The 26,300-nt window shown below is 62.2% G+C and carries 14 protein-coding genes and 1 pseudogene; all 15 read right to left on the bottom strand.

The genetic code is table 11. From position 1 onward, the window contains the following. Nucleotides 1-146: 146 nt before the first annotated feature. The 15 genes and pseudogenes from AS189_RS16050 to AS189_RS16120 all read right to left on the bottom strand — a co-directional run bounded on the left by AS189_RS16050 (nt 147) and on the right by AS189_RS16120 (nt 26,217). Entirely contained in the window at nt 147-6,338 is a 6,192-nt protein-coding gene (locus tag AS189_RS16050) for an Ig-like domain-containing protein (RefSeq protein ID WP_062291112.1), read from the bottom strand. A gap of 337 nt (nt 6,339-6,675) precedes the next feature. Then, entirely contained in the window at nt 6,676-9,633 is a 2,958-nt protein-coding gene (locus AS189_RS16055) for a fibronectin type III domain-containing protein (RefSeq protein ID WP_337589228.1), read from the bottom strand. After that, nucleotides 9,630-12,836: an Ig-like domain-containing protein gene (locus AS189_RS16060; RefSeq protein ID WP_062291118.1), complete on the bottom strand. Its 3,207-nt coding sequence runs from the start codon at nt 12,834-12,836 to the stop codon at nt 9,630-9,632. Before AS189_RS16060 ends, AS189_RS16055 begins: the two co-directional genes overlap by 4 nt. 187 nt (nt 12,837-13,023) lie before the next feature. Further along, nucleotides 13,024-14,487 carry an aldehyde dehydrogenase (NADP(+)) gene (locus tag AS189_RS16065; protein ID WP_062291121.1) on the bottom strand — a complete coding sequence of 488 codons (1,464 nt, stop codon included), beginning with the start codon at nt 14,485-14,487 and terminating at the stop codon, nt 13,024-13,026. Then, the gene (locus AS189_RS16070) at nt 14,474-16,267 is read right to left on the bottom strand and encodes an NAD(P)/FAD-dependent oxidoreductase (protein ID WP_129587310.1); all 1,794 of its coding nucleotides are present in this window, start codon (nt 16,265-16,267) and stop codon (nt 14,474-14,476) included. The genes AS189_RS16065 and AS189_RS16070 overlap by 14 nt, the downstream gene beginning before the upstream one ends. Continuing rightward, the gene (locus AS189_RS16075; RefSeq protein WP_082634373.1) at nt 16,257-16,640 is read right to left on the bottom strand and encodes a (2Fe-2S)-binding protein; all 384 of its coding nucleotides are present in this window, start codon (nt 16,638-16,640) and stop codon (nt 16,257-16,259) included. The genes AS189_RS16070 and AS189_RS16075 overlap by 11 nt, the downstream gene beginning before the upstream one ends. Continuing rightward, on the bottom strand, nt 16,633-17,808 hold the full coding sequence (locus AS189_RS16080; protein ID WP_062291124.1) for an NAD(P)/FAD-dependent oxidoreductase: 1,176 nt from the start codon (nt 17,806-17,808) through the stop codon (nt 16,633-16,635). Before AS189_RS16080 ends, AS189_RS16075 begins: the two co-directional genes overlap by 8 nt. 193 nt (nt 17,809-18,001) lie before the next feature. Further along, nucleotides 18,002-18,670 (bottom strand): GntR family transcriptional regulator, encoded by a 669-nt coding sequence (locus AS189_RS16085; protein ID WP_062291126.1) that lies wholly within the window; start codon nt 18,668-18,670, stop codon nt 18,002-18,004. Between the two features lie 62 nt (nt 18,671-18,732). Then, nucleotides 18,733-19,686 (bottom strand): ornithine cyclodeaminase family protein, encoded by a 954-nt coding sequence (locus tag AS189_RS16090; RefSeq protein ID WP_062291129.1) that lies wholly within the window; start codon nt 19,684-19,686, stop codon nt 18,733-18,735. Continuing rightward, a complete protein-coding gene (locus AS189_RS16095) occupies nt 19,683-20,207 on the bottom strand; it encodes an aconitase X swivel domain-containing protein (protein WP_237759893.1) in 525 nt (174 codons plus the stop codon). The genes AS189_RS16090 and AS189_RS16095 overlap by 4 nt, the downstream gene beginning before the upstream one ends. Beyond that, nucleotides 20,188-21,474, bottom strand: coding sequence for an aconitase X (locus AS189_RS16100; protein WP_237759894.1), 1,287 nt, complete (start codon nt 21,472-21,474; stop codon nt 20,188-20,190). Before AS189_RS16100 ends, AS189_RS16095 begins: the two co-directional genes overlap by 20 nt. Beyond that, nucleotides 21,471-22,471, bottom strand: a pseudogene (locus AS189_RS16105) (proline racemase family protein). The gene AS189_RS16100 and the pseudogene AS189_RS16105 overlap by 4 nt, the downstream one beginning before the upstream one ends. A gap of 65 nt (nt 22,472-22,536) precedes the next feature. Continuing rightward, nucleotides 22,537-23,442: a dihydrodipicolinate synthase family protein gene (locus tag AS189_RS16110; RefSeq protein ID WP_062293878.1), complete on the bottom strand. Its 906-nt coding sequence runs from the start codon at nt 23,440-23,442 to the stop codon at nt 22,537-22,539. Between the two features lie 132 nt (nt 23,443-23,574). Continuing rightward, a complete protein-coding gene (locus AS189_RS16115; protein WP_237759895.1) occupies nt 23,575-24,987 on the bottom strand; it encodes an aminopeptidase P family protein in 1,413 nt (470 codons plus the stop codon). Between the two features lie 219 nt (nt 24,988-25,206). Then, nucleotides 25,207-26,217, bottom strand: a complete 1,011-nt coding sequence (locus AS189_RS16120; RefSeq protein ID WP_237759896.1) for a proline racemase family protein — start codon at nt 26,215-26,217, stop codon at nt 25,207-25,209. Nucleotides 26,218-26,300 lie beyond the last annotated feature (83 nt).

Here is a 26,300-nt window from a genome sequence, read left to right on the forward strand (position 1 = left end):
CAGTCTGCTCGAAGGCGGGGAATTCCGCAACACCTGCCGCCGAGGCCGGAAAGTCAGGAGTTGACAAAGCCAAAGGGCCCGTTGCGCTCGTCTTAAGCGCTCCGGGCCCCCTCCGAGCTTTGCTGGGTTGGTGGTTTACGGCCGAGTCACCAGTCGTTCGGTCCCTGCGGGCACGGAGGCATTGAGGAGCTCGGCTTCCAGTCGGACTCGGTGCTGAAGGAGTCCCAGCGAGCGAACAAGCCGTTGTTACTGCCATTGGGTCCACTGACCTGGCGGTACCAGTAGCCGGGTTCGGAGCCATCGCGCCACACGTAGCAGTTGGTCAGGATGGTGTTCCCCGGGTTCAACCAGTGTCCTCCGTCACACGTGCTGCCGTTCCAGTTGGTGCTGCCCAAGGCGTCCATGCAGGTCCTGGAGCCGATGGAGTGCGTAATGTTCCATTCCGTTACGGGCGGCGGCGGCGCCGAGCCCGCACGTGAGGTCACGTTTCCTGAAGCCGCGCCGCAGCCTCCCTCGTTACAGGCCCGCACATTGAGGTTGGCTGAATCGTTGTAGTTGGCTGTGCCGGTGGAGTAGCTGCCATTCATACCCACTGAGGTCCAGCCAGCATTGTTGAGGCTGATCTCGTATCGGGTGATGGCCCGTCCATTCGCACCTGGAGTAGTCCAATTCCAGCTCACGGTTTTTTGCTCGGCACCGGCAGTGGACCCGTTCACGCCTGTCTGACCCGGGACACCAAACGGGTTGACAGTTGCGGAAGCACCTGAGGAGTCGCTCCTGTCCCCGGCATTGGAGGTTGGCTGCGCATACACATTGGCGTAGACATTGGTTCCATTCGGCGAGTTCATGACCACCCCGCTCGGCACACCACAACTAGCAGCACCCGTGGACAACGTCACGCAGTACTGCACCTCGGAGGAGGCATAGCCGTTGAGCTGGCTCTGAGCCAGGGCGTTATAGGTGACCTTGACCTGCCCGCCAGCTGCGTTAGTACCCACCAGGGTGATCCCCGGTGCCTGCGGGGCGTTGGAGATCTTGCCCAACGCCCGTTGCGGCGACGACATTCCGCCCCAGGCAGTTGTACCTGCCTTGTTGGTGGCACGCACCCGGTACTGGTAGCCCTCTGTGGAGGTACCCACCGAGAACGTGGTGCTCAGGCCGGTGACGGTCTGAGTGACGGGAGCTTGCCCGCCACCTGACCGTTCCACCTCGTACTTGGAAATCGGGTCACCATTGATAAACGGTTGCGACCAGGAAACACTCACCTGGCTGTTGGAGCCAACAGCGCGGTTGGTCTGGACGGTGGGTACAACCGGAACTCCTGGCACACCGGCCGGGATCACGGAGGCAGAATACGCTCCCCATTCGGAAGGGTTGGGGGCCTTATTGATGGCCTGGACCCGGAATTGGTACTCCGTTCCGTTCTCCAGCCCCGGCCAGGTCAGCGAGTTGCCCGTGACACCGACCTGCTGGGCGTTCTGGCCGGCAGGCGCCGGGGAAATCTCCACATTGAATTTAGTCACCGCAGTGTACGGGCCAACAGGGGTCACCCATTTGACCTCAGCGGATTTGTCTCCAAAGACTGTGGTGGGTGCCAGCGGTGCGTCGGGCATGCGGTCCGGGGTGGCAGCTACTGAAGCCTTCGACGCCGGTGAGGTGCCGACGTCGTTCGTGGCAGTGACGGTGAACTTATAGGCCTTGGTGTTGGTTAGGTCCGTGATGGTGCAGGTGTTCGTTTCACAGTTTTGGCTCCCGCCTGCCCACGCCACCGTGTACTTGGTGATCGGCTCGCCATTGTCTGCAGGCGGGTCCCAAGTCAGCAGAACAGCCTCGTCCTTCTCCTCCACAATCTGGGGTTTGGTGGGTGCATCCGGGCGGCCCTTGACGGTGATCCGGATGCGGCCATTGGCGTAGCGGTCCTCGTTCTTAGTCTTATCCGCAATGATGTAACGCACCACCACGGTGCCTTTGTAATTATCGGCCGTGTTGACGGAGACGGAATCCTTATTGTTACTGACGGTGATGCCGTCGCTACTGGTCTCAATCGAGGTGCCCACCACTTCCAGGGGTGTGCCCGGGAACGGGTTCACGTCATTTTTCAGAACCTTGATGACTTCCTCACGGCCGGCGTGGGCGTCCAGGACGATGTCCTCATTAGCCACCGCCAGCGGCTCGGAGGAGGAAATGGCTTTCAGCACAATCTCGGCCGGAACAGGATCGTTGCTGCCGTCATCAACCTGCACCGTGACGGTTCCACCGGCACCCACCTTGGTGTTGTCATCGAGTGAAACGGTCAAGACCGTGCCCTTGAGCTCTGCCTTGAAACCGGCGGGAGCGCCACCCACCAGGGAGTACTTGAATTTTTCCTTATCCCCTGGATCAACATCAAAGGCGAGGGGTCCCACGTCAAGGGTGACAGTTTCCTGCTGGGGAACATCCAGCATGGAACCGGTAAACGTTGGCGCAGTGTTTTTCTTTTCCTCGTCCTTCTTTTTGTCGTCCTTCTTATCATCTGAGGGCTTCGTGACAGGGGCAGGATCCACCAGAGTCATGACCGTCAACGTTGATTTCAGACCCTCGGGATCATCGGGGCCGGAACCGTCTGTGACCTCAAAGGTAATGGAGCCCGGTCCGTAGAACTTAATGTCGGCAGCGTAGTTGATGGCCGCACCATCTCCCACAATGACGTCTTCGTTCAACGCACCCAAAAGCGAGATCTTGGAGGCCTCGGTCAGGCGCGGTTTACGGCCTTCACGCACCTGAACATAGTCCGCGAGCTTCATAACGGCACTTTCACCGGCGGTTAGGCGGATGACGTCGTGGCTCTTGAGCACGGGGTACTGCTTATCCAAGCCCGGAACCCAGATTACGGCAGTGGCTTTGAGACCGTCCTGATCCGTGATGGTGTACGGGATCATTTGCGCCCCTGCCGTAAGCACAACACGAACGGCGCCTGCGGACGTGACGGAGGCATCGGGCGCAGACGCACCCGGAGCCGCTTCCACGGCGACTTTAAGCGCCTCGGTCACTCCGTCGGGATCGGCATCGTTTTCCAGGACCGGCACGTCAACAGTGTTTTTGCCCAGCATTTGCTTCACAGTGACCCGGTCATCGCGGGCAATGGGCGCCTTCAAGGGCGCCTCCGGGGTGACAGTCATGCGAATGTTGCCGGTAGCCTTGGCCCCAAACTTGTCAGCGACCGTGTACATCATGGTGGCGGTGCCCGGTTCCTGGGGCGACGTCACTAAAACCTTGCCCTTGTCCGTGACGGTGGGCAGCATTTCTTCAGGACCCTTGAAGCCGTTTTCGACCAAGCCCAGCAGGCCACCGTCGGGATCAGAGTCGTTGAGCATGACATCCAGGGAAACCTTTCGGCCCGGACGCATCGTGATGAAATCGTCTTCGGTGACCGGCGGGTGGTTCAGGGTCAGCGGCGGCGCGACACCCACATCCACGCGGGCTATGGCCTCGGCACCGAGGCGGTCCCGGACCCGGTAGCTAAACGTGTCCGTCCCAGCCGAGTTACCGCCAGCCGTGTAGTAGATGTAGCCGTTGCCGGTTTCGGCGGTACCCAGCGATGGCGCCTTGTCAACGCCCACCAGCTCCACGGAATCACCGTCGGGATCAATCCCGTTGAGGGTCACAGGGATCTTCACCTGGTCCCCGGCGATGACGCGCCCGGTCAGGTTCTTCGGAGCCGGGGGCAGGTTGTGCTCGGCATCGGCGGCGACGACGGTGATGGAGACCTGAGCAGAGCCAAATTGGCCCGAACTGTTGGCGACCTTGTAGACACCCTGCACTTTTCCGGCAGTCTGGCCGGCGATGAAGCGCAGCTGGTTTTGATCTGTGAACAACTTGCCAGATTCGGCATTCCCGGCCTCCACCACAACTGGAGACTTGAGTACTTCACCGTTGGGGTCTGTGTCATTGGCCAACACGGGAATGCTGACCACATCACCCACACGGACAATGGCGGTGTCGGGTTCCACGCGCGGCGCCAGCCACTTATCTGGCGCAGGAATGCGGATGATGGAGATCTCGCCAACGGCACTGCCGGCACCGTTGGAGATGGTGTATTTGATGCTCATGGAGCCGGTCAGTCCGCGTACGTCGGCGAGCTTGATGACGTTGCGTTCAATGATGGTGGCCGAGACGGGAGACCCGCCGGGGACATCCACTGACTGGATGACCAGAACGCCCCCGGCCGGATCCATGTCGTTGCCCAGCACATCCACCAAAACCGATCCACCGGCCGGCAACATGGCCAGGTCCTTCACAGCGACCGGCAATCCGGCAGTGTCTTCAGGTACCACATCAACCCGGATCAGGCCGGTGGCGCTCATGGGCCCATTCGTCACCTGGTATTCCAGGTACACCTCCCCAGGCGCGCTGGCGGTAAAGGTGACGGTGCCATTGTCCGCAATCCTGGAGATGGTGGTGTTTGCGGCCTTGGAAACACTGGCCAAGCGCAGTGTGCCACCGGAAGGGTCCTGGTCATTGCGCAGCGGGGCCAGCGCAATGGGCTGATTCACTACAGCGCGGAAGAAGTCCGCGTTGGCAACAGGGGGCACGGTGCCCGCTGTTTTGACGTTGACCTTAATTTTCTTTTCGGTGCTGTCAACACCGTCCGAGACTGTGATGGTCATCGACTTCATGCCGGCTTCTTCGCCGTCGTCGGTGTACTTGAGTTCGCCGTCGGGCGTGGTCTTGATGACGGCACTCTCATCGTCAGAGACAGCGCCGGTGAGGAAAATATCGTCCCCGTCGGGGTCGATCCAGTCCGTCAGCACATTTTGGCTCATTGTCTGGCCCTGCTCCACCACCATGGGGGAATCACGCATGGGCTTAGGTGGCGAGTTTTCACTCGGCGGCACGATCCGCACTTCGACGTTGCCCTTGGCCGTGCCCTGACGGCCGTCATTGACGGTGTAGTCAAACGTTCCCGAGCCCTTCTTATCCGCAGGCACGTTGATCTGAAGTCCGGTCCCGCCGTAGATGGATTGCACCGCGCCCATGACAGGGTCGACGGTGGGAGGTTCCACCGTGAGCACGTCACCGTCCGGATCGGAGTCATTGAAGAGCACGGGCAAGATGGTGGTTTTGCCGGCGCGGACGCCGAAGGAATCAGAGACAGCTTCCGGTGGGCGGTTGGGTTTGGTCCGGTCCGGCAGGGTGCTGACTACGTTGGGGTCGGCAGATTCCTTCTCGGCGTTGTCGGCCTTTTTTAGGTCCGTTTTGAGGTCGTCCCAGTTATTGACAAGCAGCATGTTCTGGTTGACGAGCCACACATTGCCGGTGTTGACGTCGTTCAGGACCACTACATCGCGGTTCTTGCGGAAGACAAACTCGGAGTTCGCTGAGGCCTTGGGGATGTCGACCACATCGCCTGTGCTATCACATGAAAGTACGTACTTGTTAGCACCCGACCACGCCGCGTGGACGCAGTCATTCTGGATGACCGGGGCCACGGCCTTGCCGGTGGTACCAAGCTGCAGGACCTTGGCGGAACCGCCGTCCAGCGGTTGAGTATAGAGGGCCGTGCCGGTCTCCAGCGCCACAAAGTTGCCGTCAGCCGTGGGCTGCGCCAATAAGGCTCCCTTGGAATCAGGAACCTTCACGCTCTTTCCGCCGGGCAGGAACAGCTTGCCGGACTCGGGCGAGAACGCAACGGGTTTGCCGCCGGCGACCGTGAGCTGCACGTCCTTGGTCCCAGCCAGCCCCTCAAGCTTGTCCCGGTTTTGGGTGGCGACCTTGCCGGCGTCGTTCAGGGTTGTCGTGATGAGCTCCCCGACCTCGGCGTCAACAGTAAAAATGGTGTCATCGGGTGCCGTCACGGAGACGGCGCTGCGCAGGCCCTTGAGAATGGGGAGCGTGGTCTTGTCGCTGAAGCCGGGCACTTCCTGATTGCTCATGGCCCAGACCTTGCCCGCGCCGGAATCCGTGAGGGTGACAATGTTGGTCCCCTGCGAGCTCGCCTTGCCGCCGCCAACATTTGTTTCCGAGGCCATGGCCATCATCGGGACACTGACGGGGTTTAGAAGGCTGCCGCCGTCGCCACTCATGAAGACGTTGCCGGCATCCTGGATGACGTCGAAGGTGGTGGAGGTTGCCGCGAAGCCACCGTCGAGGACCTTGGACTGGTCGTTAAGGTGGCCCACCAGGCCGTCGGCACGGTTGGTGACCCAGACGCTGCCGTCATTGAGCTCAACATCCGCCGTGGTAAATCCGGGGTAGACAATGGCACCCGTGACCAAGGAGGCCGCCAACACGATGGTTCCGGAGATCCCCAGCACATCCTTCTTGCGGAGTGTTCGTCCCGTAAGCGACTGCAATGCCATGTGCCAAACTCCAAAAGATTAACTGCCCGTGCGACTTCATATATTGCGAAAAAGGTGGGCCGGCCTCCAGTGAAAGCGGCGCCGGAAATAATTATACGTCGAATGGATTAATCTCGGCGGGTCAATCCCTGTGACTTCTTCAGCTTCCAGTAGAAATCCGGAGACGGCAATGGGGAGCCCTCCCCGTTCATGAGTACTCCCCACCGATTGGGCCCACGCGCCCGAGGGCCCCGAAGCGAGGCACGAGCTTTGGTAGGGCGTGGGGAGGGCGTTGGGCCCACGCCCGCCAGGTTCCCGGGAAATCGCGTCAGCGATTTACCGGGCCGGCGAGTGGGGACTAGCAGCGGATGTTACCTCCATTACGGTCACGGACATCAACAGTGTTGGCCTTGACCCAGCGTCCCGGGTGTGGACCGCTAGACATGGTGTACCAGCCCGACCTGGCGCAGCCGCTCACCTGAACCCAGCCGTCGGCCCGGTCCAGCCACTTGCCGCCTAGGTTGACGTCTCCGCCCGGGGACCTTGTTCCGTCACAGTAGAGTGAACCTCCACTGCTGTAGAAGTTGTCGCCCTCGCCCGGCCCTTGCGTGCAGGAGTGCCAGGTGCCCTCCTCGACAATGACCTCCGTGACAGGTGGGTCCGGCTTCTTGGCTCCACTGGTTAGGGTCTTAGAATCGACAGCCCCATACGTTCCTACAGAGTTCTTGGCGCGAACTTTGATGGTCACCGTTTTGCTCCAGGCTCCGGTGTTGTAGCTCGCAGAGCCATTACCGCTCTTGGCTACCCAGCCCCCGCCGTCAACATTAACTTCAACTGAGGCGGCATCCACGGCACCGCTGGGGTAGGCCCACGAGTAGGAAACACTCTGTGAGTCCTCGCCACCGTTGCTGCCTGAGACAGTCGCTGAACCCGGCACACCATGCGGAACAACGGTCCCGGACGCCGGAGAAGCATCTCCCACTGACGTCTGTCCACCGGCTGCTGCCCTAGCGCGAACCGTGGCATAGACGTTGGTGCCGTTGGGCGATGCCAGCACCGCACCCGAGGCCACCCCGCACTGTTCAGCCGATGTGGAGAGGGTCACGCAGTATGTCACTTCATTGGCGGCATAGCCGTTGCGTTGCGCCGCGTTGAGCGGTGTATAGCCCACCGTGACTCGTCCACCAGCAGCAGTCTGGTTGGCAATCGCGATGCTCGGGGCCACCATGGTCCCCACCTTACCCACTGCACGTTGCGGCGTTGAGGCAGCGCTGGCTGCACCGGTACCAGCCTTGTTGGTGGCCGTTACTGTGAAGGTGTACGGCGCCGTGGACGTGCCCACTGTGACCGTTTGGCTGGTCGTAGTGGGCGTATAGGTCTTCACGCCGTCACCGCCGCCGGACTGCGTCAAAGTGTAGGATTTGATCGCGTCACCGTTGATGAACGGTTCATTCCACTGCACCGAGATCTGGTTCTGGGATCCAACCTGCTCCAAGACCTGCACCGTGGGTGCGTTGGGTGCGGCCGGCACGCCTGCAGGAACCACGGATGCCGAATACGGCCCCCAGTCTGATGGCTTCGGGGCATTGTTGATGGCCTGCACCCGGAACTGGTACTCCGTTCCGTTCTCCAGACCCGGCCACGTAAACGAGTTCCCGGTGAGCCCGGCCTGTTGGGCGTTCTGCCCCGCAGGGACGGGTGAAATCTCCACGTTGAACTTGGTCACGGCCGAGAACTCCCCCACGGGCGTCACCCAGTCCACTGTCACGGCCTTGTCACCAAACTTGGTGGTGGGTGCAGCAGGGGCATCAGGCTTGCGGTCCGGAATAGCCTCAGTGGACTGAGTCGACGCCGTTGAGGTAGCCACATCATTGGTGGCCGTCACCGTGAAGCGATACTTCTGGGCATTCTTGAGCTTGGAAATAGTGCAGGTGTTGGTGGCACAGTCCTGCGATCCGCCAGCCCACGCCACCGTGTACTTGGTGATGGGCGATCCATTGTCCGCCGGCGGGTCCCATGTCAGCAGCACAGCATTGTCCTGTTCCTCCAGGACCTGTGGCTTGGCGGGTGCATCCGGGCGGCCCTTGATGGTGATCTTGATGCGGCCGGTGGCGTGACGCGCAGCATCCTTGGTCTTGTCCTCAACCACATAACGCACCACCACGGTGCCCTTGTAGTCATCATCGCTGTTGACTGTGACGGCACCGTCCGTGTGCGTGACAGTGACGCCCGCACTTCCGGTCTCCGTCATGGTGTCCACTACGCGCAGTGCTGTGTCCGGGAACGGGTTGACGTCATTGTTCAGGACCTCCACCGTCTCGGCCCGGCCCGCGTGGGCGTCGGCCACAACGTCGTCGTTCGCCACTGGCAAGGGAAGCGAGGACGACGTCGCCCGCAGCACTACATCGGCCGTCACCGGTTCGTTGGTCCCGTCAGAGACGGAAACCTGAACGGTAGCCTGCTCCCCCACTTTGGTGCCGTCCCGTTGGGTCACCGTCAGCACGGTGCCGGAAAAGTCAACGTCAAAGTTGCCGGGCTTGTTGCCGGACAGCGCGTACTTGAATTTGTCCTTATCTCCGGGATCAATGTCAAAGGCGAGTGGACCGACGTCGAGCGTTACCTTCTCCTGCTGGGGCACCTCAAGGGAGGAACCGGTGAAGGTAGGAGGCGTGTTTTTCTTCTCCTTCTTCTTCTCGTCCTTGGAACCGCTGGGTGCCGGATCCACCAGGGTCATGACTGTCAAGGTGGATTTCAGCCCCTCGGGATCATCCGGACCGGTGCCGTCGGTGACCTCAAAGGTGATGGACCCAGGCCCGTAGAAGGAGATCTTCGCGGCGTAGTTGATGCCCTCGCCCTCTCCGACAATGACGTTCTCACTGCCAGCGCCCACCAGGGAAATCTTGGACGCTTCGGTCAGGCGCGGTTTACGGCCCTCGCGGACCTGAACATAGTCTGCAAGTTTCATGGTGGCGCTTTTTCCGGCGGTCAGCCGAATGACCTTAGTGCTCTTGAGGACCGGATACTGCTTGTCTAAGCCCGGCACCCAAATGACAGCCGTGGACTTCAGGCCATCCTGGTCGGTGACCGTGTACGGGATCATCTGCTCACCCGCAGCCAGCACCACGCGCACGGCACCACTGCCGGTCACGGAGGCGTTCTCCGTCTTGATGCCCTCAACTGGTTGGATGCTGATCTCAAGATCGTCAGTGACACCGTCGGGATCGGCGTCATTCTCCAAGACCGGCACGTCTACTGTGTTCTTGCCGAGCATCTCCTTAATGGTGACCCGGTCATCCCGGGCAATGGGAGCCTTCAGTGGGGCGTCGGGGTCACCGTCATGCGGATGTTGCCGGTGGCATTGGCGCCGAACTTGTCCGCCACGGTGTACATCATGGTGGCGATACCCGGTGCCGCCGGGGAGGTTACCAGAACCTTGCCCTTGTCCGTGATGGAGGGCTGCATTTCTTCAGGACCCTTGAAGCCGTTCTTAACCAGACCTAACTGGCCGCCGTCGGGATCTGAATCGTTGAGCATGACGTCCAAGGAGACCTTGCGCCCCGGTCGCATCGTAATGTAGTCGTCCTCCGTGACCGGCGGGTGGTTCACCTCCAGCGGCGGAGCCACACCCACGTCAACCCGGGCCACAGCCTCGGCACCGAGCCTGTCCCGCACGCGGTAGCTAAAGGTGTCGGTGCCGGCGGAGCTGCCGCCAGCTGTGTAGAAGATGTAGCCGTTGCCGGTTTCGGCAGTACCCAGGGCCGGGCCCTGGTCAACACCCACGAGCTCAACGGAGTCGCCCTCGGGATCAATCGCGTTCAGCGGCACCGGAATGCGCACCTGGTCTCCGGCAATGACGCGACCCGTGAGGTTCTGTGGAACCGGAGGCAGGTTGTGTTCGGGGTCCGCAGCCACAATGGTGATGGTCACCGGGGCCGAATTGAACTGGCCGGAGCTGTTCGTGACCTTGTAGACGCCCTGCACGGTCTTGGGTGTGGGGCCGGCGATGAAGCGCAGCTGGTTCTGGTCGGTGAAGAGCTTGCCAAATTCTGCGTCGGGCGCCTCGACCACCTCAGGAGCCTTCAAGACCTCGCCGTTGGGGTCGGTGTCATTGGCCAGGACGGGGATACTGACAACATCGCCCACGCGCACAATCGCGGTGTCGGGTTCCACGCGCGGCGCCCGTTGCTTGTCCGGGGCCGGGATGCGCACCACTGAGATTTCACCTGTGGCACTGCCGGCACCATTGGAGATGGTGTATTTGATCCCCAGGGTGTCTTTCAATCCGCGCAGATCAGTCAGTTTGATGATGTTGCGGTCAATGATGCTGGCGGCCACGGGCGAACCCGCCGGCAGTTCAACGGACTGGATGACCAGGACGCCGCCGGCCGGGTCCGAATCGTTACCCAGCACATCCACCAGGGCGGAACCGCCGGAGGGCAGCATGACCAGGTCCTTCACGGCCACGGGCAGTCCCTGCAAGTCTGGTTCCACCACCTCGACGCGGATCAAGCCCGTGGCGCTCATGGGCCCGTTGGTCACCTGGTATTCCAGATAGACGGCGCCCACAGTGTCTGAGCTGAACGTGACGGTGCCGTTGTCCGCAATTTCGGAAACTTTTGCAGTGGCGGGCCGCGAGACGCTGGCCAGCCGGAGCTCGCCGCCTGCCGGGTCCTGATCGTTCTTCAGCGGCGCCAACACCACCGGTTTGCCGGCCACGGCGCGCACAAAGTCCGCATTCGCCACGGGGGGCACTCCACCTGCGGGCAAGACGTTGACCTTGAGCTGTTTTTCCGTGATGTCGCGGCCGTCCGACACCGAAACCGTCATGGTTTTCATGCCGAGCTTCTCGCCGTCGTCGGTGTAGCTCAGTTCGCCGTCGGGAGTGGTCTTTATGACGGCGGACTCGTCGTCGGACAACGCACTGTTCAGGAAAATGTCGTCACCGTCGGGGTCGATCCAGTCGGTCAACACGTTCTGCTTCATGGTCTGGCCCTGCTCCACCACCAGCGTGGTGTTGCGCATGGTGCGCGGTGCGGTGTTTTCACTTTCCGGCACCACCCGTACGTCCACATTGCCCTTGGCGGTTCCGTTGCGGCCGTCATTGACCGCATACTGAAACGCCCCCGAACCGGTTTGCTCGTTAGGGACGGTGATTTGCAAGCCCGTCCCGTCATAAATGGAGGTCACTGCCCCAAGAGAAGGCTCGACGTCGGGCTCCCCCACCGTGAGCACGTCACCGTCCGGGTCGGAGTCGTTGAACAGGACCGGCAGGATGGTGGTCCTGCCGGCACGCACACCAAAGGAGTCCGGGGCTGCCTCCGGCGGGCGGTTGGGTTTGGTGCGGTCCGGCAGGGTGCTGACCACGTTCGGATCAGCCGATTCCTTGTCCGCGTTGTCTGCCTTCTTCAAATCCGTCTTGAGGTCATCCCAGTTGTTAACCAACAGCATGTTCTGGTTTACGAGCCAAACATTGCCGGTGTTTACGTCGTTCAGGACCACCACATCGCGGTTCTTACGGAACACAAACTCCGATTTCGCCGAGGCCTTCGGGATGTCCACCAAGTCCCCTGCGCCATTGCAGGACAGCGCATACTTGTTGGCTCCCGACCACGCCGCATGCACACAACCGTTTTGGACCACCGGCGCCACGGGCTTCCCCGTAGTTCCCAGCTCCAGCACCTTGACGGCCGAACCATCCAGGGGCGCCGTGAACAAGGCAGTTGCAGTCTCCACGGCCACAAAGTTTCCGTCAACCGTGGGCTGCGCCAGCACTGCCCCCGTTGCCTCGGGAATGGTTGCGCTCTTGCCGCCCGGGAGGAATAACGTACCGGACTCCGGAGAGAACGCAACGGGTTTGCCACCGGCCACCGTGAGCTGGACGTCCTTGGTCCCAGCCAGCCCCTCAACCGGGGCCCGTTCCTGGGAGGCGACCTTGCCGGCGCCGTCCAGGGTGGTGGTGATGAGTTCCCCAGCCTCGGCATCAACAGTAAAAATGGTGTCATCCGGGGCGGTGACGGAGACGGCGCTGCGCAGACCCTTGAGGATGGGCGGCGTGGTCTTGTCGCTGAAGCCGGGCACTTCCTGGTTGCCCATGGCCCAGACCTTGCCCCCACCGGAATCAGTCAACGACACAATGCTGGTGCCCTGCGAGATTTGCTTGCCGCCGCCGAGTCCCGTCTCCGAGGCCATGGCCATCAAGGGGACGTTGACCGGACTAAGGAGGCTGCCGCCGTCGCCCTTTACAAAGACGTTCCCGGCATCCTGAATCACGTCAAAGGTGGTGGAGGTGGCTGCGAATCCGCCGTCGAGCACCTTCGACTGGTCATTGAGGTGGCCCACCAGTCCGTCGGCACGGTTAGTGACCCACACACTGCCGTCATTGAGGTCAACATCAGCCGTGGTAAATCCGGGGTAGACAACGGCGCCTGTGACAATAACGGCTGCCACGGCTATGGCTGCAGAAGCAGTAAAGAATTGTTTTTTGCTGGCGGTTCTAGAAGACAGATCGCTCAGAGCCATGACAAACCTTTGCTTATCCCCAACTTGTGCGTAAAAGTTCGGGTACGAACTAGAGACCGGCCCCGTGTAGCACGGGGCCTCTGCCATAATACTCGATTGATCCATATGATGGCTTAATTTTCCGGCCTAGAACGAACGTAGAACACCCCGGGCAGACGCGCTCGTGGCCACCGGCCCGGGGACAGTTCTAGGCCAGAAGGCCGTCAATCCGCTGCGGCACACCGAGCGGGTTTTCATCGCGCAGAGCGGCCGGAAGCAGATGCACGGGCAAGCCCTGGTAAGCCACAGGCCTCAAGAATCTGCTGATGCTCGCGGTGCCAACGGATGTGGAGGTGGGCGCCGTTGTGGCCGGGTAGGGGCCACCGTGCTGTTGCGCATACGTCACCGAAACCCCTGTGGGCCACTGGTTCCAGAGCACTCGGCCTGCTTTGGCGGCGAGCAGGCGCACCAGCTCGGGAGCAATCACGTCTGTGTCTTCGCCGTGGATGGTGGCGGTCAGCTGACCGTCCAGGACTGCGGCCACGGCGAGCAGCTCAGACTCATCCGTGTAGCTCGCCACGAGCGCCGTCGGCCCAAAGCATTCCGTGATCAGCCCCTCTGGATCAGCCAGAAGGGCTGCAGCCGTGGTGGCCGTCAGGGACGGAGCAGGCGGAAAATCAAAGACACCTTCTGAATCACCCAGCCCGGTGACGTCCTTGTGCTGGCGCAGTTCCCGCAACGATTCGACAAAGCCTGACTGGATGCGATCGTTGAGCAACTTCGCGGGGGCGGGCCGGGCAGCGTCTGCCAATTGCTCCGCTATGGAGGAATCAGCCGGCACGAGCAAAATGCCAGGCTTGGTGCAGAATTGCCCCGCTCCCATGGTGAAGGAGCTCATGAAGTTGGCGGCAATGTCGCTGCCGCGTTTATGGGCTGCTGCACGGGTCACGAAGACCGGGTTGACGCTGCCCAGTTCGCCGTAGAACGGGATGGGTGATTCGCGTGAACTGGCCAGATCGAAGAGGGCCCGCCCTCCGGGGATGGAACCGGTGAAGGCTCCAGCCTTGACCCTCGGGTCCAGAAGCGCGTCGCGCCCGGCCTGGGTGCCGAAGATCAGTTGCAGCAAGCCGTCCGGTGCACCGGCAGCATCAAGTGCCTCCGCTGCTATACGGCCAACCGCAGTGGAGAGTCGCGGATGCCCGGAGTGCACCTTGAGTACCACCGAGCACCCGGCGGCGAGCGCCGAACAGGTATCTCCCCCTGCGACGCTAAATGCAAAGGGGAAGTTGCTGGCCGCAAAAACCACCACTGGCCCCAACGGTTCAAGTACGCGGCGGATATCCGGGCGGGCACCCATGGGCCAAGCAGGGTCCGCGTGGTCGATGCGGGCATCGAGGTAGCCGCCGTCGTCCAGCATTTCGGCGAAGAGCCGGAGTTGGAACGTGGTCCGCTTGAGTTCGCCGCCGAGCCGGGCCGGGGGCAAGTTGGTTTCCTCCCCCGCCAGCGGGATGAGTTCCTCGGCTGCGTCATCGAGTGCATCGGCCATGGCACGGAGGGCTGCTGCCCGGTCCGTGGCAGACCGAGCTCCCCACAGCTGGGCGGCTTCCGTCGTCGCGGCCATGATGGTTTCCAGTTCGGCACCGGTGGTGGGTGCTGTGTCAGTTGCTGCCATGGGAGTGATCCTTTTCTTGAGGGATTGCGACAACAGCGTCAGGCGTCTCAGGCCTCTCAGTCGCGTCAAACGAGTCCGATGTGTCTGATGTGTCAGTCGTGAAATCAAGGGCGGCGATTTTGCCGAGTGAGATGGGTGCTGCCAGTGAGCGTTTGGACATGGCGCGCAGGTCATCAGCTGATAGGGGCCGAGCGGCAAGGTGCGCCGCAATATCTGCGGTGGCATAGCCGCAGACCCGGCCTTGGCACCACCCCATGCCGGGGCGGGCGAAGGATTTGAGGCTGCGAGCGTCCTGCGCTCCCAACTGTTCATGAGCCTCGCACAGCGAGCCGTAGCTGACTTCTTCGCAACGGCACACGGTGGTCTCCGGCGTCAGCCAGTCATGCCAACGGGCCGGGACAGGGTTGGCCCGGTGCATCGCGAGTGCGAACGCCCGCAGCCGCGCCCGATCTTTCGCCAGCCAGGCAATGCGGGCGGCACGTTGTGCATCCTCGGTGGACTTGGAGTTCACGGGGGCGTTCATGGCGACGTTCACGGCAGCGTTCATGGCAGCCACGCACAGCGCGGCCAGTTCGCCTTCCGTGACGGCCATGGCTGCGCCGCCCACGCCTGTTGCTTCACCGGCCACGCTGACTCCGGGCACTGTGGACATCATCCGCTCATCGACAATCGCCACCAAGGAGCCATCCACGTCTATCTCCGTCTCGGCACCCGCCGCCATGACCAGTTCGAGCTGGGCGCTGAAGCCCCACCCGAGGGCGAGCAGATCGCACGCGATACGCTTGCCGGAACCCGGAACGGGAGAACCGTTAGCGCTCACCTTCGAGATGGTCACAGCCTCCACACGGTCGGTGCCATGAATGCTGGTCACGGCCGTGCGCACCTTGTACGGAATGCGATGTCTGGCCAGTGCGGCCGCGTATTCAAGCCCTTCGCCGGCCTTTTCAGGCGCTCTAATGGCGCCTGCGCCATGGCGCAGCCACCCAAGGGGGCTATTGGCCTCGCAGATAGCTGCTACTTTCACGCCGGCCTTCGCCAGCCCAGTAGCGACCGGGAGCAGGAACGGCCCTGTTCCACCCACGACGGCGACACTCCCCACCGCTGTCCCGCTGCCCTTGAGGAGTGCTTGGACCCCGCCGGCTGCCATAACGCCCGGCAGCTCCCAGCCGGGGACGGGCAATTGCCGGTCGTAGCCTCCGGGGCACAGAATGACGTGAGCGGCCCGGACCAGATCGGGCACGCTACCAGTGGGACTACCGGGCGCGCTGCCAGCCAGGCTGCTGTCCTGGCTGCTGTCATCAGTAGCTGCTGCACCGCCAAAGGTCGGCGTCAGCCGCAGGGTGGTGCACCGACTCCGGCTGGCTGTGCCTTCAGGAGCTTGGTCTTCACGCTCGCTACCTCTAGGCACCCTGCCTTCACGCTCGCTACCTCTAGGCACCCTGCCTTCACGCTCGCTACCTTCAATGAGCCAGACCTGGGTATTACGCCAATAGGCCACTGCACCGGATTCTTCGGCAGCGTAGAGCCTGGCCCGAAGCTGGGCGAAGCGCTTCCAATCGTGGTGCCCCTCCCCCTCTGCAGACTTTTCGGCAGGGGCTGAACTGGCCGTTTCGAGATGGCCATTTGCGGAGCTGGCGTTCTCATCCGCATGGCGCCAGAATTGGCCGCCAGGCTGATTTCCGGCATCCACAAGAACCACCGCCAGCCCAGCCTCCGCGGCGTGCACGGCGGCAGCCAGTCCTGCGGGGCCAGCACCAACCACTGCTACGTCAAACATCATTGCTCTTCACCTCGTCCGCCGTGGGAGCCGCAGTGAGAGACCCTGTGGGATCCACCGTGGGAGCCACTCCGGCGCCCGCTGCAGTTTCCGACGTCAGGCGACCGGTTTTCAGGGCCATGCCGTCACGGGCAGGGGTGAGGCAAGCGCGCTGGTTAGGGACGCCGTCGGCCGTCACCAAGCAGTCAAAACAGATACCGATGCCACAGAACAAGCCCCGGGGACGGCCCTCTTTTCGGGTGGTACGCCAGCTGGTGATCCCGGCCTCAATAAGCACGGCAGCCACAGTTTGGCCGGGCCTGGCCGTGACGGGCACGCCGTCGAGCGTCAGCAAGATCTCTGGGAGCTTGATTCCAGGCGCGTTGGTTTTAGGCATGTGCGTTCTCCGCGGTGGGGTGTGATTCAAAGCGTTCCGGAGCAAAAGGGGCAAGATCCATGGCTGGCTCGGACCCCTTCAGCGATGCGGCGATCAAGGCTCCGGTGCCGACGCTAAGCCCAATCCCAGCCCCTTCGTGCCCGCAGGCATGCCATAGTCCGGGAGCTCGTGGATCAGGGCCAATGACTGGCAGGTGGTCTGGACAGTAGGGGCGGAAGCCGAAGTAGCTGCGCAGCGCCTTCACCTCCGAGAGGAACGGGAACAAGGCAATGGCCTTGCGCGCCATTTCGGCCAACACCCGCACCTCAAAGGACTTCTCAAATCCAACCCGTTCCCGGCTTGAACCGATCAAGATGGTCCCTCCGTCGGTCCCCTCGATCACCGGGGATGTTTGCAGTCCGACGTCGGAGCTGGCTACGTTGTCCACATACTCCGCAGCGTAAACCTTGTGGTGCACCAGGACCGGCAACGGCTCGGTGACCATGATGTAACCCTTGCGCGGCAGGACGGGCACATGCACGCGGGCCAGCTCCGCGACAGCCCCGCCCCAGGTACCGGCGGCGTTGACCACGGCCGGGGCTGTGATGGTGCCCTTGTTGGTGATCACCCCGGTGACGGAATCACCACTGCGCAGGAACCCGGTGACGGCCGTTAGTGGATGAACGGTTGCACCCATGCCGCGAGCAAGCCTGAGCAGGTGCGCCACGACGAGCATGGGCTGGACCTGGGCATCCTGAGGATAGAAAGCCCCGCCTGCCATCGCCGGATTGAGCTGCGGCTCACGGTCCAGCAGCTCGGCGCCGGTGAGCAGCTGCACGCCAATCCCGGCGGCGCGCTGCCGTTGGACAAGCCGGAACAAATTTTCCTGCGTTCCGGGCCGGGCAGCAACCACCAGCCCACCCTTGGATTCAAACTCCCATAGCGTGGAATACTCCGCCAAATCGCCCCGCCACAACTCCTGCGAATACTGGGCCAGGCTCAGTTCAGCTCCGGCCTCTTTGTCAGAGACTAGGATGTTGCCTTCGCAGGCGCTCGAGGTCCCCGAGGCGATGGCACCCTGCTCCACGACGGCAATGCTCAAGCCTGCACGTGCCGCGTAGTAAGCGCACGCTGCGCCCACAGCGCCCGCGCCAATGACCACAACGTCGGCGGTGCGGGGAAGAGTCATGACAGTAGTATGTCACATGCCACTAACTGTTCCTAGGCATCGTCGGTGACAAAGATTGACTCATGTTTCACTGAGGGCCGGCCATCCCCGCGGGTCATCAAGCGAACCGCCATGGACGAGGCCAGCCCTATCGGGGACGTCCTCTTGGGTAGCACCCAAGCGCCTGAGCTAGCACCTGGGCATGCGCCTGACTCTAGTGTTGAGCCCATTCCGATCGAACGTGGCCGATGTGCACTTTCATGAGCTCTTGCGCTTCCTCGGCCTTGCCGGCCTCAATCAGGTCAACGAGTTCAATATGTTCCAGCGCCATGTCACGTAGCTTGCCGCTGGCGGCCAGCGGGGCCAAGCCGAGCAGGCGGGTGTGAGAGCGCAGATCGGCAATGAGGGACACCAGACGACGGTTGCCGCTGTACTCCAAAATGGCCAGGTGGAATTTCATATCAGCCTCGGTGTAGCCGATCAGATCGCTGTCTCCGGCATAGTCAACGATGTCGGCAGCCATTTCTCGCAGCCGGGCCAAACCAACGGCATCGATGAGGGGCGTAACTTCCTTGACGGTGGGCGGCTCGATCAGCAGACGAAGTGCGGCGATTTCATCCAGGTCTTCATCCGAGACTTCCGTGACCCGAAAACCCTTATTGGGCAAAGAAATAACCAGGCCTTCCTTCGCCAAATCCAGCATCGCCTCGCGGACGGGAGTCGGAGATACCCCAAATCGCTTCCCGAGCGTTGGCGCAGAATAGACTTCGCCGGGCTTCATTTCACCGGAAATCACGGCCGCACGCAGCGCCTGAGTTACCGTCTCACGCAGGCTAATGTTCTTTTTGACGACTGTCAGATGCGATGTTCCTTGCGGGTCCATACCCACTCCATCTCCCCAGAGGCACTTGGTGTCACTGCAATGTTGCACTGCAATATGAAATTTTAGTGTACTTTGGCGTCAGCATCGTGGAGAATCTCAAACGCCCGCCCGGCAACCACAATGTCTTCCCAGGACATGCCAACGCCCGTGTACAGCAACGGCTTCCCTGCAACGGGCCCGAATCGTCCCACCACGAGCTCCGACAAGGTGCATAAACCACGGTCTTTCCACTGCGCTGCGGACCGCGCCGGGATGAGATCTCCAGCCTCTCGGAGCGCCGAAGCAACACCCTCAACCACCACCTCCGCCCGTAGCGCGAGGATCGGATCGACCTCCCGGGCGTCTAGCCCGTGCGAACCTATGGCCGCCACGATGGCGTTGTCAGCGATCAACCGGCCGTCAAAAACGGGTGTGACCGAGGACGTTGCGCACACCACCACGTTGGCCGTGGCGACGTCCTGCGCAACACCTGCGCGGGAGGGAATTCCCCTGCCTGCCCATTTCAGCGCCAAGGCGTCGGCAGCCTCGGCACGCCGCCCAATGACCACCAGCTCAGAAATGCCGCACACCGCATGGATCGCCTCGATATGTCTGTCCGCCTGCAGCGAGGTGCCTAGCACGGTGACCACGCCCGCCGATGCTGCGCCTCGAATCGCGAGCAGGTGCTTGATGGCCAAGGTGGTGACGGCAGGAGTCCTGATCAAGGTCAGTTCGGCCCCGTCCATTGCGGCCAGCGGGGTCAGGGTGGACCTGTCCAGCAGCAGGTAGGTGCCTTGGATTTTCGGGTGACCCTTGGCCGGGTTCCCGGGTGCTACCGTGGCAACCTTGATCCCGGCATACCTAGCCGACTGGGCCGGCATGAGCAGGAATTCCCCTGCTTCCAGCGGCGCAAACAGTCGCGGCGAGTCGAGTTCCGGATCCTGCCCGCCCAACAACGCCTCCTCCAGTGCGGCGACCGCGCGGGCGGGTGTCAGATGGGTGGCGAGCGCCTCGGCATCGAAATAGGGCAGGGTCACGGTTGTCCTTGTCTGGGAGTCTGTAGTTGAAGTACGACGACGGCAGAACCGTCGGCGTGTGCCGTCACCAATACCCGTGTTTGCCCGGTCGACGGCACAGCTGGCCTGACTGACAGGCTGTTGCGAAGAGTTGCTGCGTCCATCGGCGACAGCAGGACCACTGGTGTGGTGCTGCCGTAGAGTTCGGCGGCCGCGAGTACGCCCAGAGCCACAATCGCGTCGCGGGCAGTGAGCACAATGGCGGCCGGTCCCACTCCGGCCCGCAGCTGTTCGGCCAGTACGGAGGAAGAAGAGCTGGAGCCTCGGGACGCGTCCATCATCAGGACGGTGCCAGCGAGCAGGGCACCGTGCTGCGGGTGGTGGGTGTCGATGATCATGCCTGTGGATCTGTCGGCGCCACCCCAAAAAGAGAGCGGTTGCGCCAAGAAGAGGGGCGGCCCGGAGCCCTCCCCCGGGCACAAGGTGACACCCTTGATCATCACGTCATGTGCGGCCACCGAATCACTCCCATTGCCAGTCATGCCGCACCACCTTGCCCGCGACTGCCGAGGCAACGCATTCCTCCAGTGTGCCAAAGATGACCTGAACGCCTAAGTTCATAGGCGCGTACCATGCCCATTTGCCCGACGGCGTCATGACGGATCGTTCCTCCGGTCCCAGAATCGGGGTCACGTAGGTGCAGGTGTCCACTACGATCCGTGCACCGCGCGCCTCCACCAATGGGGCCAAGCCTGCCTCCTGGGCTTGACCTAGAACCTCGCGCGACGTGGAAATCCACACGGTGCAGCTCTTCGCAAAAGTTGGCTGATCCCCTACAAGGGCACCAAGCTTGCCGAACTCACTCAGCGAAAAGTGAGGCGTGCCCAAGGCGACCGTATCGAGCCGATCCGCAACTCCCGCCGTCGTTAGTTCATCGCGGATCTCGCGGACCATGGCGGGGGTGATGAACGCCCGCTCCGGAGCACTCTTCCAGCGGGCGGCTCGCGCCTCGGGGGTGGAGCCGGCAACATGAAAAAGGGCCAGCCCACCCGAGGAGGCGGCGGTCGCACCGAAGGCCTTGAGCTTGTCCTCGTCGATCAGTGCCGGGTCGATTCCGGTCAACAAAGGAACTCGCGAACCGGCGATTCGTCCGACCACTCCGCCCAGTGCCGCCCAGCCTGCCTCATGCCCCAGCAGCTGTGGTGATAGTTCGGAGCAGTCGAGTTCGAGTGTGGGCACGCGTCGCTCACTCAGATGCAGCCCGGCGTGGGGCACGCGTCCGGTGATGGCAGCGCAGATGTCAATGAAGTCGCCGTAGCGTTCGGTCCGGGCGCCCAGCACCGAGTTGGCGAACACAATGGCGTTAGATTCTGCCCAGGCGATGTCCTCCCCCAAGGCAGGCCGCTCAAGCGTTTGGTACGGGGCGCAGGTCCAGGTGGCTCGGGCGCCGAGGGCCCGGTACGCGTCCATGAGCGCCCTGGCGGGCACCGCTTCTTCGGGCGGCAGCCGCACCAGACCCGGATGCATCAGGTCCAGGGAACTCACGTTCAGCGTGGTGGGCACGCTCACTCGAGCGCCCAGGACTACCAGTTTTTGGGCAAAGTCCAGCCCCGCCTGACCGTGATAGAGACAGCTGTCAATGTGGGCATTGTGAACCGGAATGAGCCTGTCAGCGTCCAAAACGCCGGCCAACGCCACTACCATTCGCATGGCCATGGCAGTGCCCGGACCGCGCCGGCCATCGAGCATGGCGGTCTCCTCGTCGGTGAGGATACAGCTGCGGCCTGCGGTGCTCGCTTCGGGACTCACAGCAGGAAGCCTGCTTGGAAGGGGTCATCAGGGTCCAACATGTACTGGGCCGTGCCCGTCACCCAGGCCCTGCCTGTGATGGTGGGGATGACTGCCGGCAGTCCCCCGACAGTTGTTTCTTCCACGAGCCGCCCGATGAATTGTGTGCCGATGTAGCTTTCGTTAATGAATTCTGCATTGAGGGCGAGTTCGCCGCGAGCATGCAGTTGAGCCATGCGGGCGCTGGTACCGGTGCCGCAGGGTGAGCGGTCAAACCAGCCGGGGTAGATGGCCATGGCGTGGCGTGAGTGGACTGCAGTTGAGTCCGGCGCCTTGAGGTAGACGTGGTGGCAGCCGCTGATGTCGGGCCGTTCGGGATGCACAGGCGGGTTGCTTTGGTTGATGGCCTCCATGATGGCCAGTCCGGCGTTCAGGAGCTGGTCCTTGGCCGCACGTTCAAAGGGCAGTCCGAGCTCGGCAAGTTCCACGATGGCGTAAAAGTTCCCGCCGAACGCCATGTCATAGCGCACCTGGCCGAAACCTGGCACCTCAACGCTCTGCTCCAGGGCCAAGGAGAAGGAAGGGACGTTGCGGATGGTGACCTTCTTGGCCGCACCATTCTCGACGGCCACTTCCGCCACCACCAGCCCGGCCGGCGTATCGAGCCGGATGGTGGTGACTGGTTCAATGACAGGAACCATGCCGGTTTCCACCAGCACCGTGGCGACACCGATGGTGCCGTGCCCACACATGGGCAGCAGACCAGAGACCTCAATGAACAGAACCCCATAATCGGCATCGTCACGGGTGGGTGGCTGCAGGATTGCACCGCTCATAGAGGCATGTCCGCGGGGCTCATACATTAACAAGGTACGCACATCGTCGCAGTTGTCGATGAACCATTGCCGGCGTTCGGCCATCGTTTTTCCAGGGATGGTTCCCACACCCCAGTGATGACCCTGGTTGGCATCCCTTCCGTGTGGGAATCCACGGCATGATAGACCCGCTTACTGCGCATCTACGTTGCTCCCTTCAGTGCTCGTTGAACTTCAGAGCTCAATGAAAATCAGTGCTCCGTGAAACTTACTTATACCCCTTGGCCAGCACGGCTTCGGTATCGGCCGTGATCCGGGAGACCAGATCTTCGTTCAGCGGCAGCCGCGGCTGGCGACAAAGACCACCCTTGCGTCCGGCGATGTCCATGGACAGCTTGATGGCCTGGACGAACTCCGTTTTGGAATCCCAGCGCAGCAAGGAGTGCAGTTCGCGGTAGATGGGCAGTGCCGTGGCGATGTCTTCCATGCTCCCGCTCGTGGCCAGGTTGTAGAGGTTAACGGTGCTCTGAGGGATGGCGTTGGGGTAGCCTGCGATCCAGCCAACGGCTCCAGCGATACCCATTTCCAGCAGCACGTCATCGGAGCCGATGAGCAGATCCAGCTCAGGAGCCAATTCGGCAATTTCGTAGGCGCGGCGGACATCACCGGTGAATTCCTTCACGGCGACAATCAAGCCTTCTGCATGCAGCCTCGCAAGCACCGAGGGGATGAGGTCCACCTTGGTGTCGAGCGGGTTGTTGTACGCAACAATAGGCAGGCCAGCCTTAGCCACCTCCCGGTAATGGGCAACGACGGTTTCTTCGTCGGCCCGGTAAGTGTTTGGCGGGAGCAACAAGATGGAGGATGCACCGGCAGCTTTTGCCTGTTCGGCCCAGCGGCGTGATTCGTCGGCTCCATACGCAGCCGCACCGGCCATGACGGTGAAACCTTCCGGAGAGGCGGCAACGGCGGTTTCAATGACCTTGGCCCGTTCTTCGTCAGTCAGCGTCTGGTATTCACCCAACGAACCATTGGGGCAGACGCCGTCGCAGCCATTGACGGCAAGCCAGGCAACGTGGTCGGCGAAGGATTCGTAATCAACGCTCATATCGGCATTAAAGGGAAGTGCCGTGGCAACGTGGATGCCCTGCCAAGGCTGGGTGCGGGTCGTCATGGAGATCTCCTTGAAAGTGTTCTTGTGCGGCTGAGAGGTTGGCGGTGCCCGCACGTACTCAACAGCACCGCCAGCCATGGGTACGAACTCAGCCTAACAGTGCAATGTCACATTCCACTAGGGTTTGGAGGACTATTTCTGGGCCCGCGCCATCCACGCCTCAATACCAGTTGCATCCAGTGGCAGGGCATCAGAAATGACATCGGAGCCCGTAGCTGTAACGACAATGTCATCCTCCAACCGCACACCAATGCCCCGCAGTTCCGGAGGCAAGGTCAGATCGTGCTCATGGAAATACAGGCCCGGTTCAACAGTCAGCACCATACCGGCTTCCATGGGCGAACCCTGGTAACTCTCATAGCTGGACTGCGCACAGTCGTGAACATCAAGCCCTAGGTGATGCCCTACCCCACAAACCAGGTAGCGGCGGTGGTGCTGCCCCTGCGGTGACAACGCCTCATCGACCGAGACAGGCAGCAGACCCCAATCGTTCAGCCCGTTGGCAATGACTTCCATGCAAGCCGTATGGAAATCCGTCCACGGCCTACCAGGGCCTACCGCAGCCAGTCCAGCCCGGTGAGACTTCTCCACAAGGTCATGCACCTGGCGCTGAATGGGACTGAAGGTGCCAGAACCAGGGAAGGTCCGCGTCACATCGGCCGTGTAGAAGCTCTTTGCCTCCACCCCCATGTCCAGCAGCAGAACCGCGTCCTCAAGCACAGGTCCATCGCAGCGCACCCAGTGAAGCGTGGGTGCGTGCTTGCCACTTCCCACGATGGTGGCGTAGCCCACGCCGTTTCCATGCGTGCGGGCGTGGCGGTCAAAGGTGCCCTGGAGCCACCGCTCTCCACCGGCCGCAATGGCCGCGGGAACCTCGCGGAGCACAGCGGCAAATCCGTCAACAGTATGGTCCACGGCTTCGCGCAACTGGGCGATCTCCCAGTCATCCTTGATCATGCGGAGCGTGGCGGCGACCCGGCCAAGTTCGCCGCCGGCATCAAGCCCATGTCTGGCAATGACATCCTGCGGCACCACACCGGCAGCCAAGGCGGACCGAGCTGAGCTTTGGGCAGAGCGCAGGGCGGCACTGATTCCGGCACCAAGCTCATCCAGGCCTTTGACGGGAAGCACCAATGCGTCGGACCAGTCGGAGAAGTCAGGGGCTGAACCAATCCACATTTCACCGTGCGCAGCATTCGTGAAGAAGCGGGGGTCTCCGGCGAAGAACGGGGTGGGAATGAACAAGGTGGCGTCGTGTCCGGAGGCCGTCGGTGTCATGACCAGAACAGCACCCTCAATGCTGGCACCAGTGAGCCAGTAGAAGTCTGAGTCCGGCCGGAAGTCATAGTAGGTGTCATTGGCCCGCACGGGAGCAACTCCGGCCCCGATAACCAGCGCGTGGCCAGGATATTGCGCCGAGAGCCGGTCCCGGTGGCGTTCGGCAGCGGCGGCAGCACCAGCCACCACGGGCGGGGTCCGGTCCGGGGTGCCCCAACCCTGGCTCATATACTCGGTGAACGCAGGGATGTTGGCCAGCTTCGGCATGCGGGGATCCTGAGTAGTCGGGCTCGGCATCGAGGCTGTCGAGGCGGTTGGGGCCGTCGCAACAGATGGGGCAGTCGGGGCCGCCGCTCGGGCCGCTGGGATCATCGCGGGTGGGAATATTTCAGTCATTTTCACTTTCCTCTGCCCAACTGGGCAATAGTTTCTTGCAAATACTTGAACACCTTCTCGGTGTTGTTGGGGTGCAGCTCGGGGCCCGCCTTAGCGCAGCACAAAGCCCAACCCGAGCTCGTCCCGGGGGTCCAGGGTGAAGGTGGAGACCCCTACCGGGTAGGCGTTGCCGCGGACAGCCACCACCACTCCCCCATCGTCGCGCGCCAGCACGGATGCGGTAAAACGCGATTCGACAATGGACAAATGTGCCAGCTCGGCGCCGTGAAGCAACTCCCCCGAGTCGTCCAAGGCAGCCACGCGGGCGGCCGTACCGGATCCGCAGGGCGAACGGTCCACCTGCCCGTCGGCAAAGATCGTCACGTTGCGTTGCGCCAGTAGACCGCCGGCCGACTCGGCGTCTTCATGGAAAATGGTGCCGTAAATCCCGTCCAGCCGAGGCTCGCTGGGATGCTTGGCTGCCGGGTGGTCTGCGAGCGCTGCTTTGATCTGCCGGCCAGCGGCAATGAGCGCATTCAGGTCCGACGGCGTGATGTGAAGTCCCGCCTTCCGCGCAGGAAGGGAGGCGTACAGTGCTCCGCCCCAGAGCACATCCACGGTGAGGGTGCCAAAATCAGGGGTCTGTACCGCAATGTTTCGGGCCGCGACATAGGAAGGGACATTGCAAAAGGTGACGGATTCAATGCACCCGGCCACGGTTGTCACCTGGGCCGTGACGCGCCCCGAGGGGACGTCGATCACCACGTCCGTCACGCCGTCGTTCGGGGCAGGCACCATTCCGCTGCGCACGGCCCACGCGCCAAGCGCCATAGTGCCATGGCCGCACGCCGTGGAGAAGCCGTCCTTATGCCAGAACAGAACACCGAAGTGAGCGCCGGGATCGTTGGGCGGAACAATGAACCCGCCATACATATCGGCATGGCCGCGCGGCTCATTGACCAAGAGTCGGCGCAGGGTGTTGGCGGGGCCGGTGGCCGCAGCCATGCGCTTGGCCAGCACGGTGTCCCCGGCTATCTCAAACGGCAACGTCGGCACTATCCGGAACGGCTCCCCCGCCGTGTGATAGTCCACTGTGCCAATGCTCCAGTCGTGAATATCCACGCGCCGATCACCCTTCGTCCCAGTACAAATTGTTTAAAACTGCCTGCTTGCCGCTTTGCTCTCACCACTGTGTTCGGTCCGGG

The organism is Arthrobacter alpinus, from assembly GCF_001445575.1.
In the GTDB taxonomy this organism is placed as follows: Bacteria; Actinomycetota; Actinomycetes; order Actinomycetales; family Micrococcaceae; genus Specibacter; species Specibacter alpinus_C.

Coding starts and splice junctions, on each gene's coding strand:
- AS189_RS16060 (WP_062291118.1), bottom strand. CDS start 12,836: ATGGCTCTGAGCGATCTGTCTTCTAGAACCGCCAGCAAAAAACAATTC.
- AS189_RS16115 (WP_237759895.1), bottom strand. CDS start 24,987: ATGCCGAAGCTGGCCAACATCCCTGCGTTCACCGAGTATATGAGCCAG.
- AS189_RS16070 (WP_129587310.1), bottom strand. CDS start 16,267: ATGATGTTTGACGTAGCAGTGGTTGGTGCTGGCCCCGCAGGACTGGCT.
- AS189_RS16080 (WP_062291124.1), bottom strand. CDS start 17,808: ATGACTCTTCCCCGCACCGCCGACGTTGTGGTCATTGGCGCGGGCGCT.
- AS189_RS16050 (WP_062291112.1), bottom strand. CDS start 6,338: ATGGCATTGCAGTCGCTTACGGGACGAACACTCCGCAAGAAGGATGTG.
- AS189_RS16065 (WP_062291121.1), bottom strand. CDS start 14,487: ATGGCAGCAACTGACACAGCACCCACCACCGGTGCCGAACTGGAAACC.
- AS189_RS16110 (WP_062293878.1), bottom strand. CDS start 23,442: ATGACGACCCGCACCCAGCCTTGGCAGGGCATCCACGTTGCCACGGCA.
- AS189_RS16095 (WP_237759893.1), bottom strand. CDS start 20,207: ATGACTGGCAATGGGAGTGATTCGGTGGCCGCACATGACGTGATGATC.
- AS189_RS16075 (WP_082634373.1), bottom strand. CDS start 16,640: ATGCCTAAAACCAACGCGCCTGGAATCAAGCTCCCAGAGATCTTGCTG.
- AS189_RS16085 (WP_062291126.1), bottom strand. CDS start 18,670: ATGGACCCGCAAGGAACATCGCATCTGACAGTCGTCAAAAAGAACATT.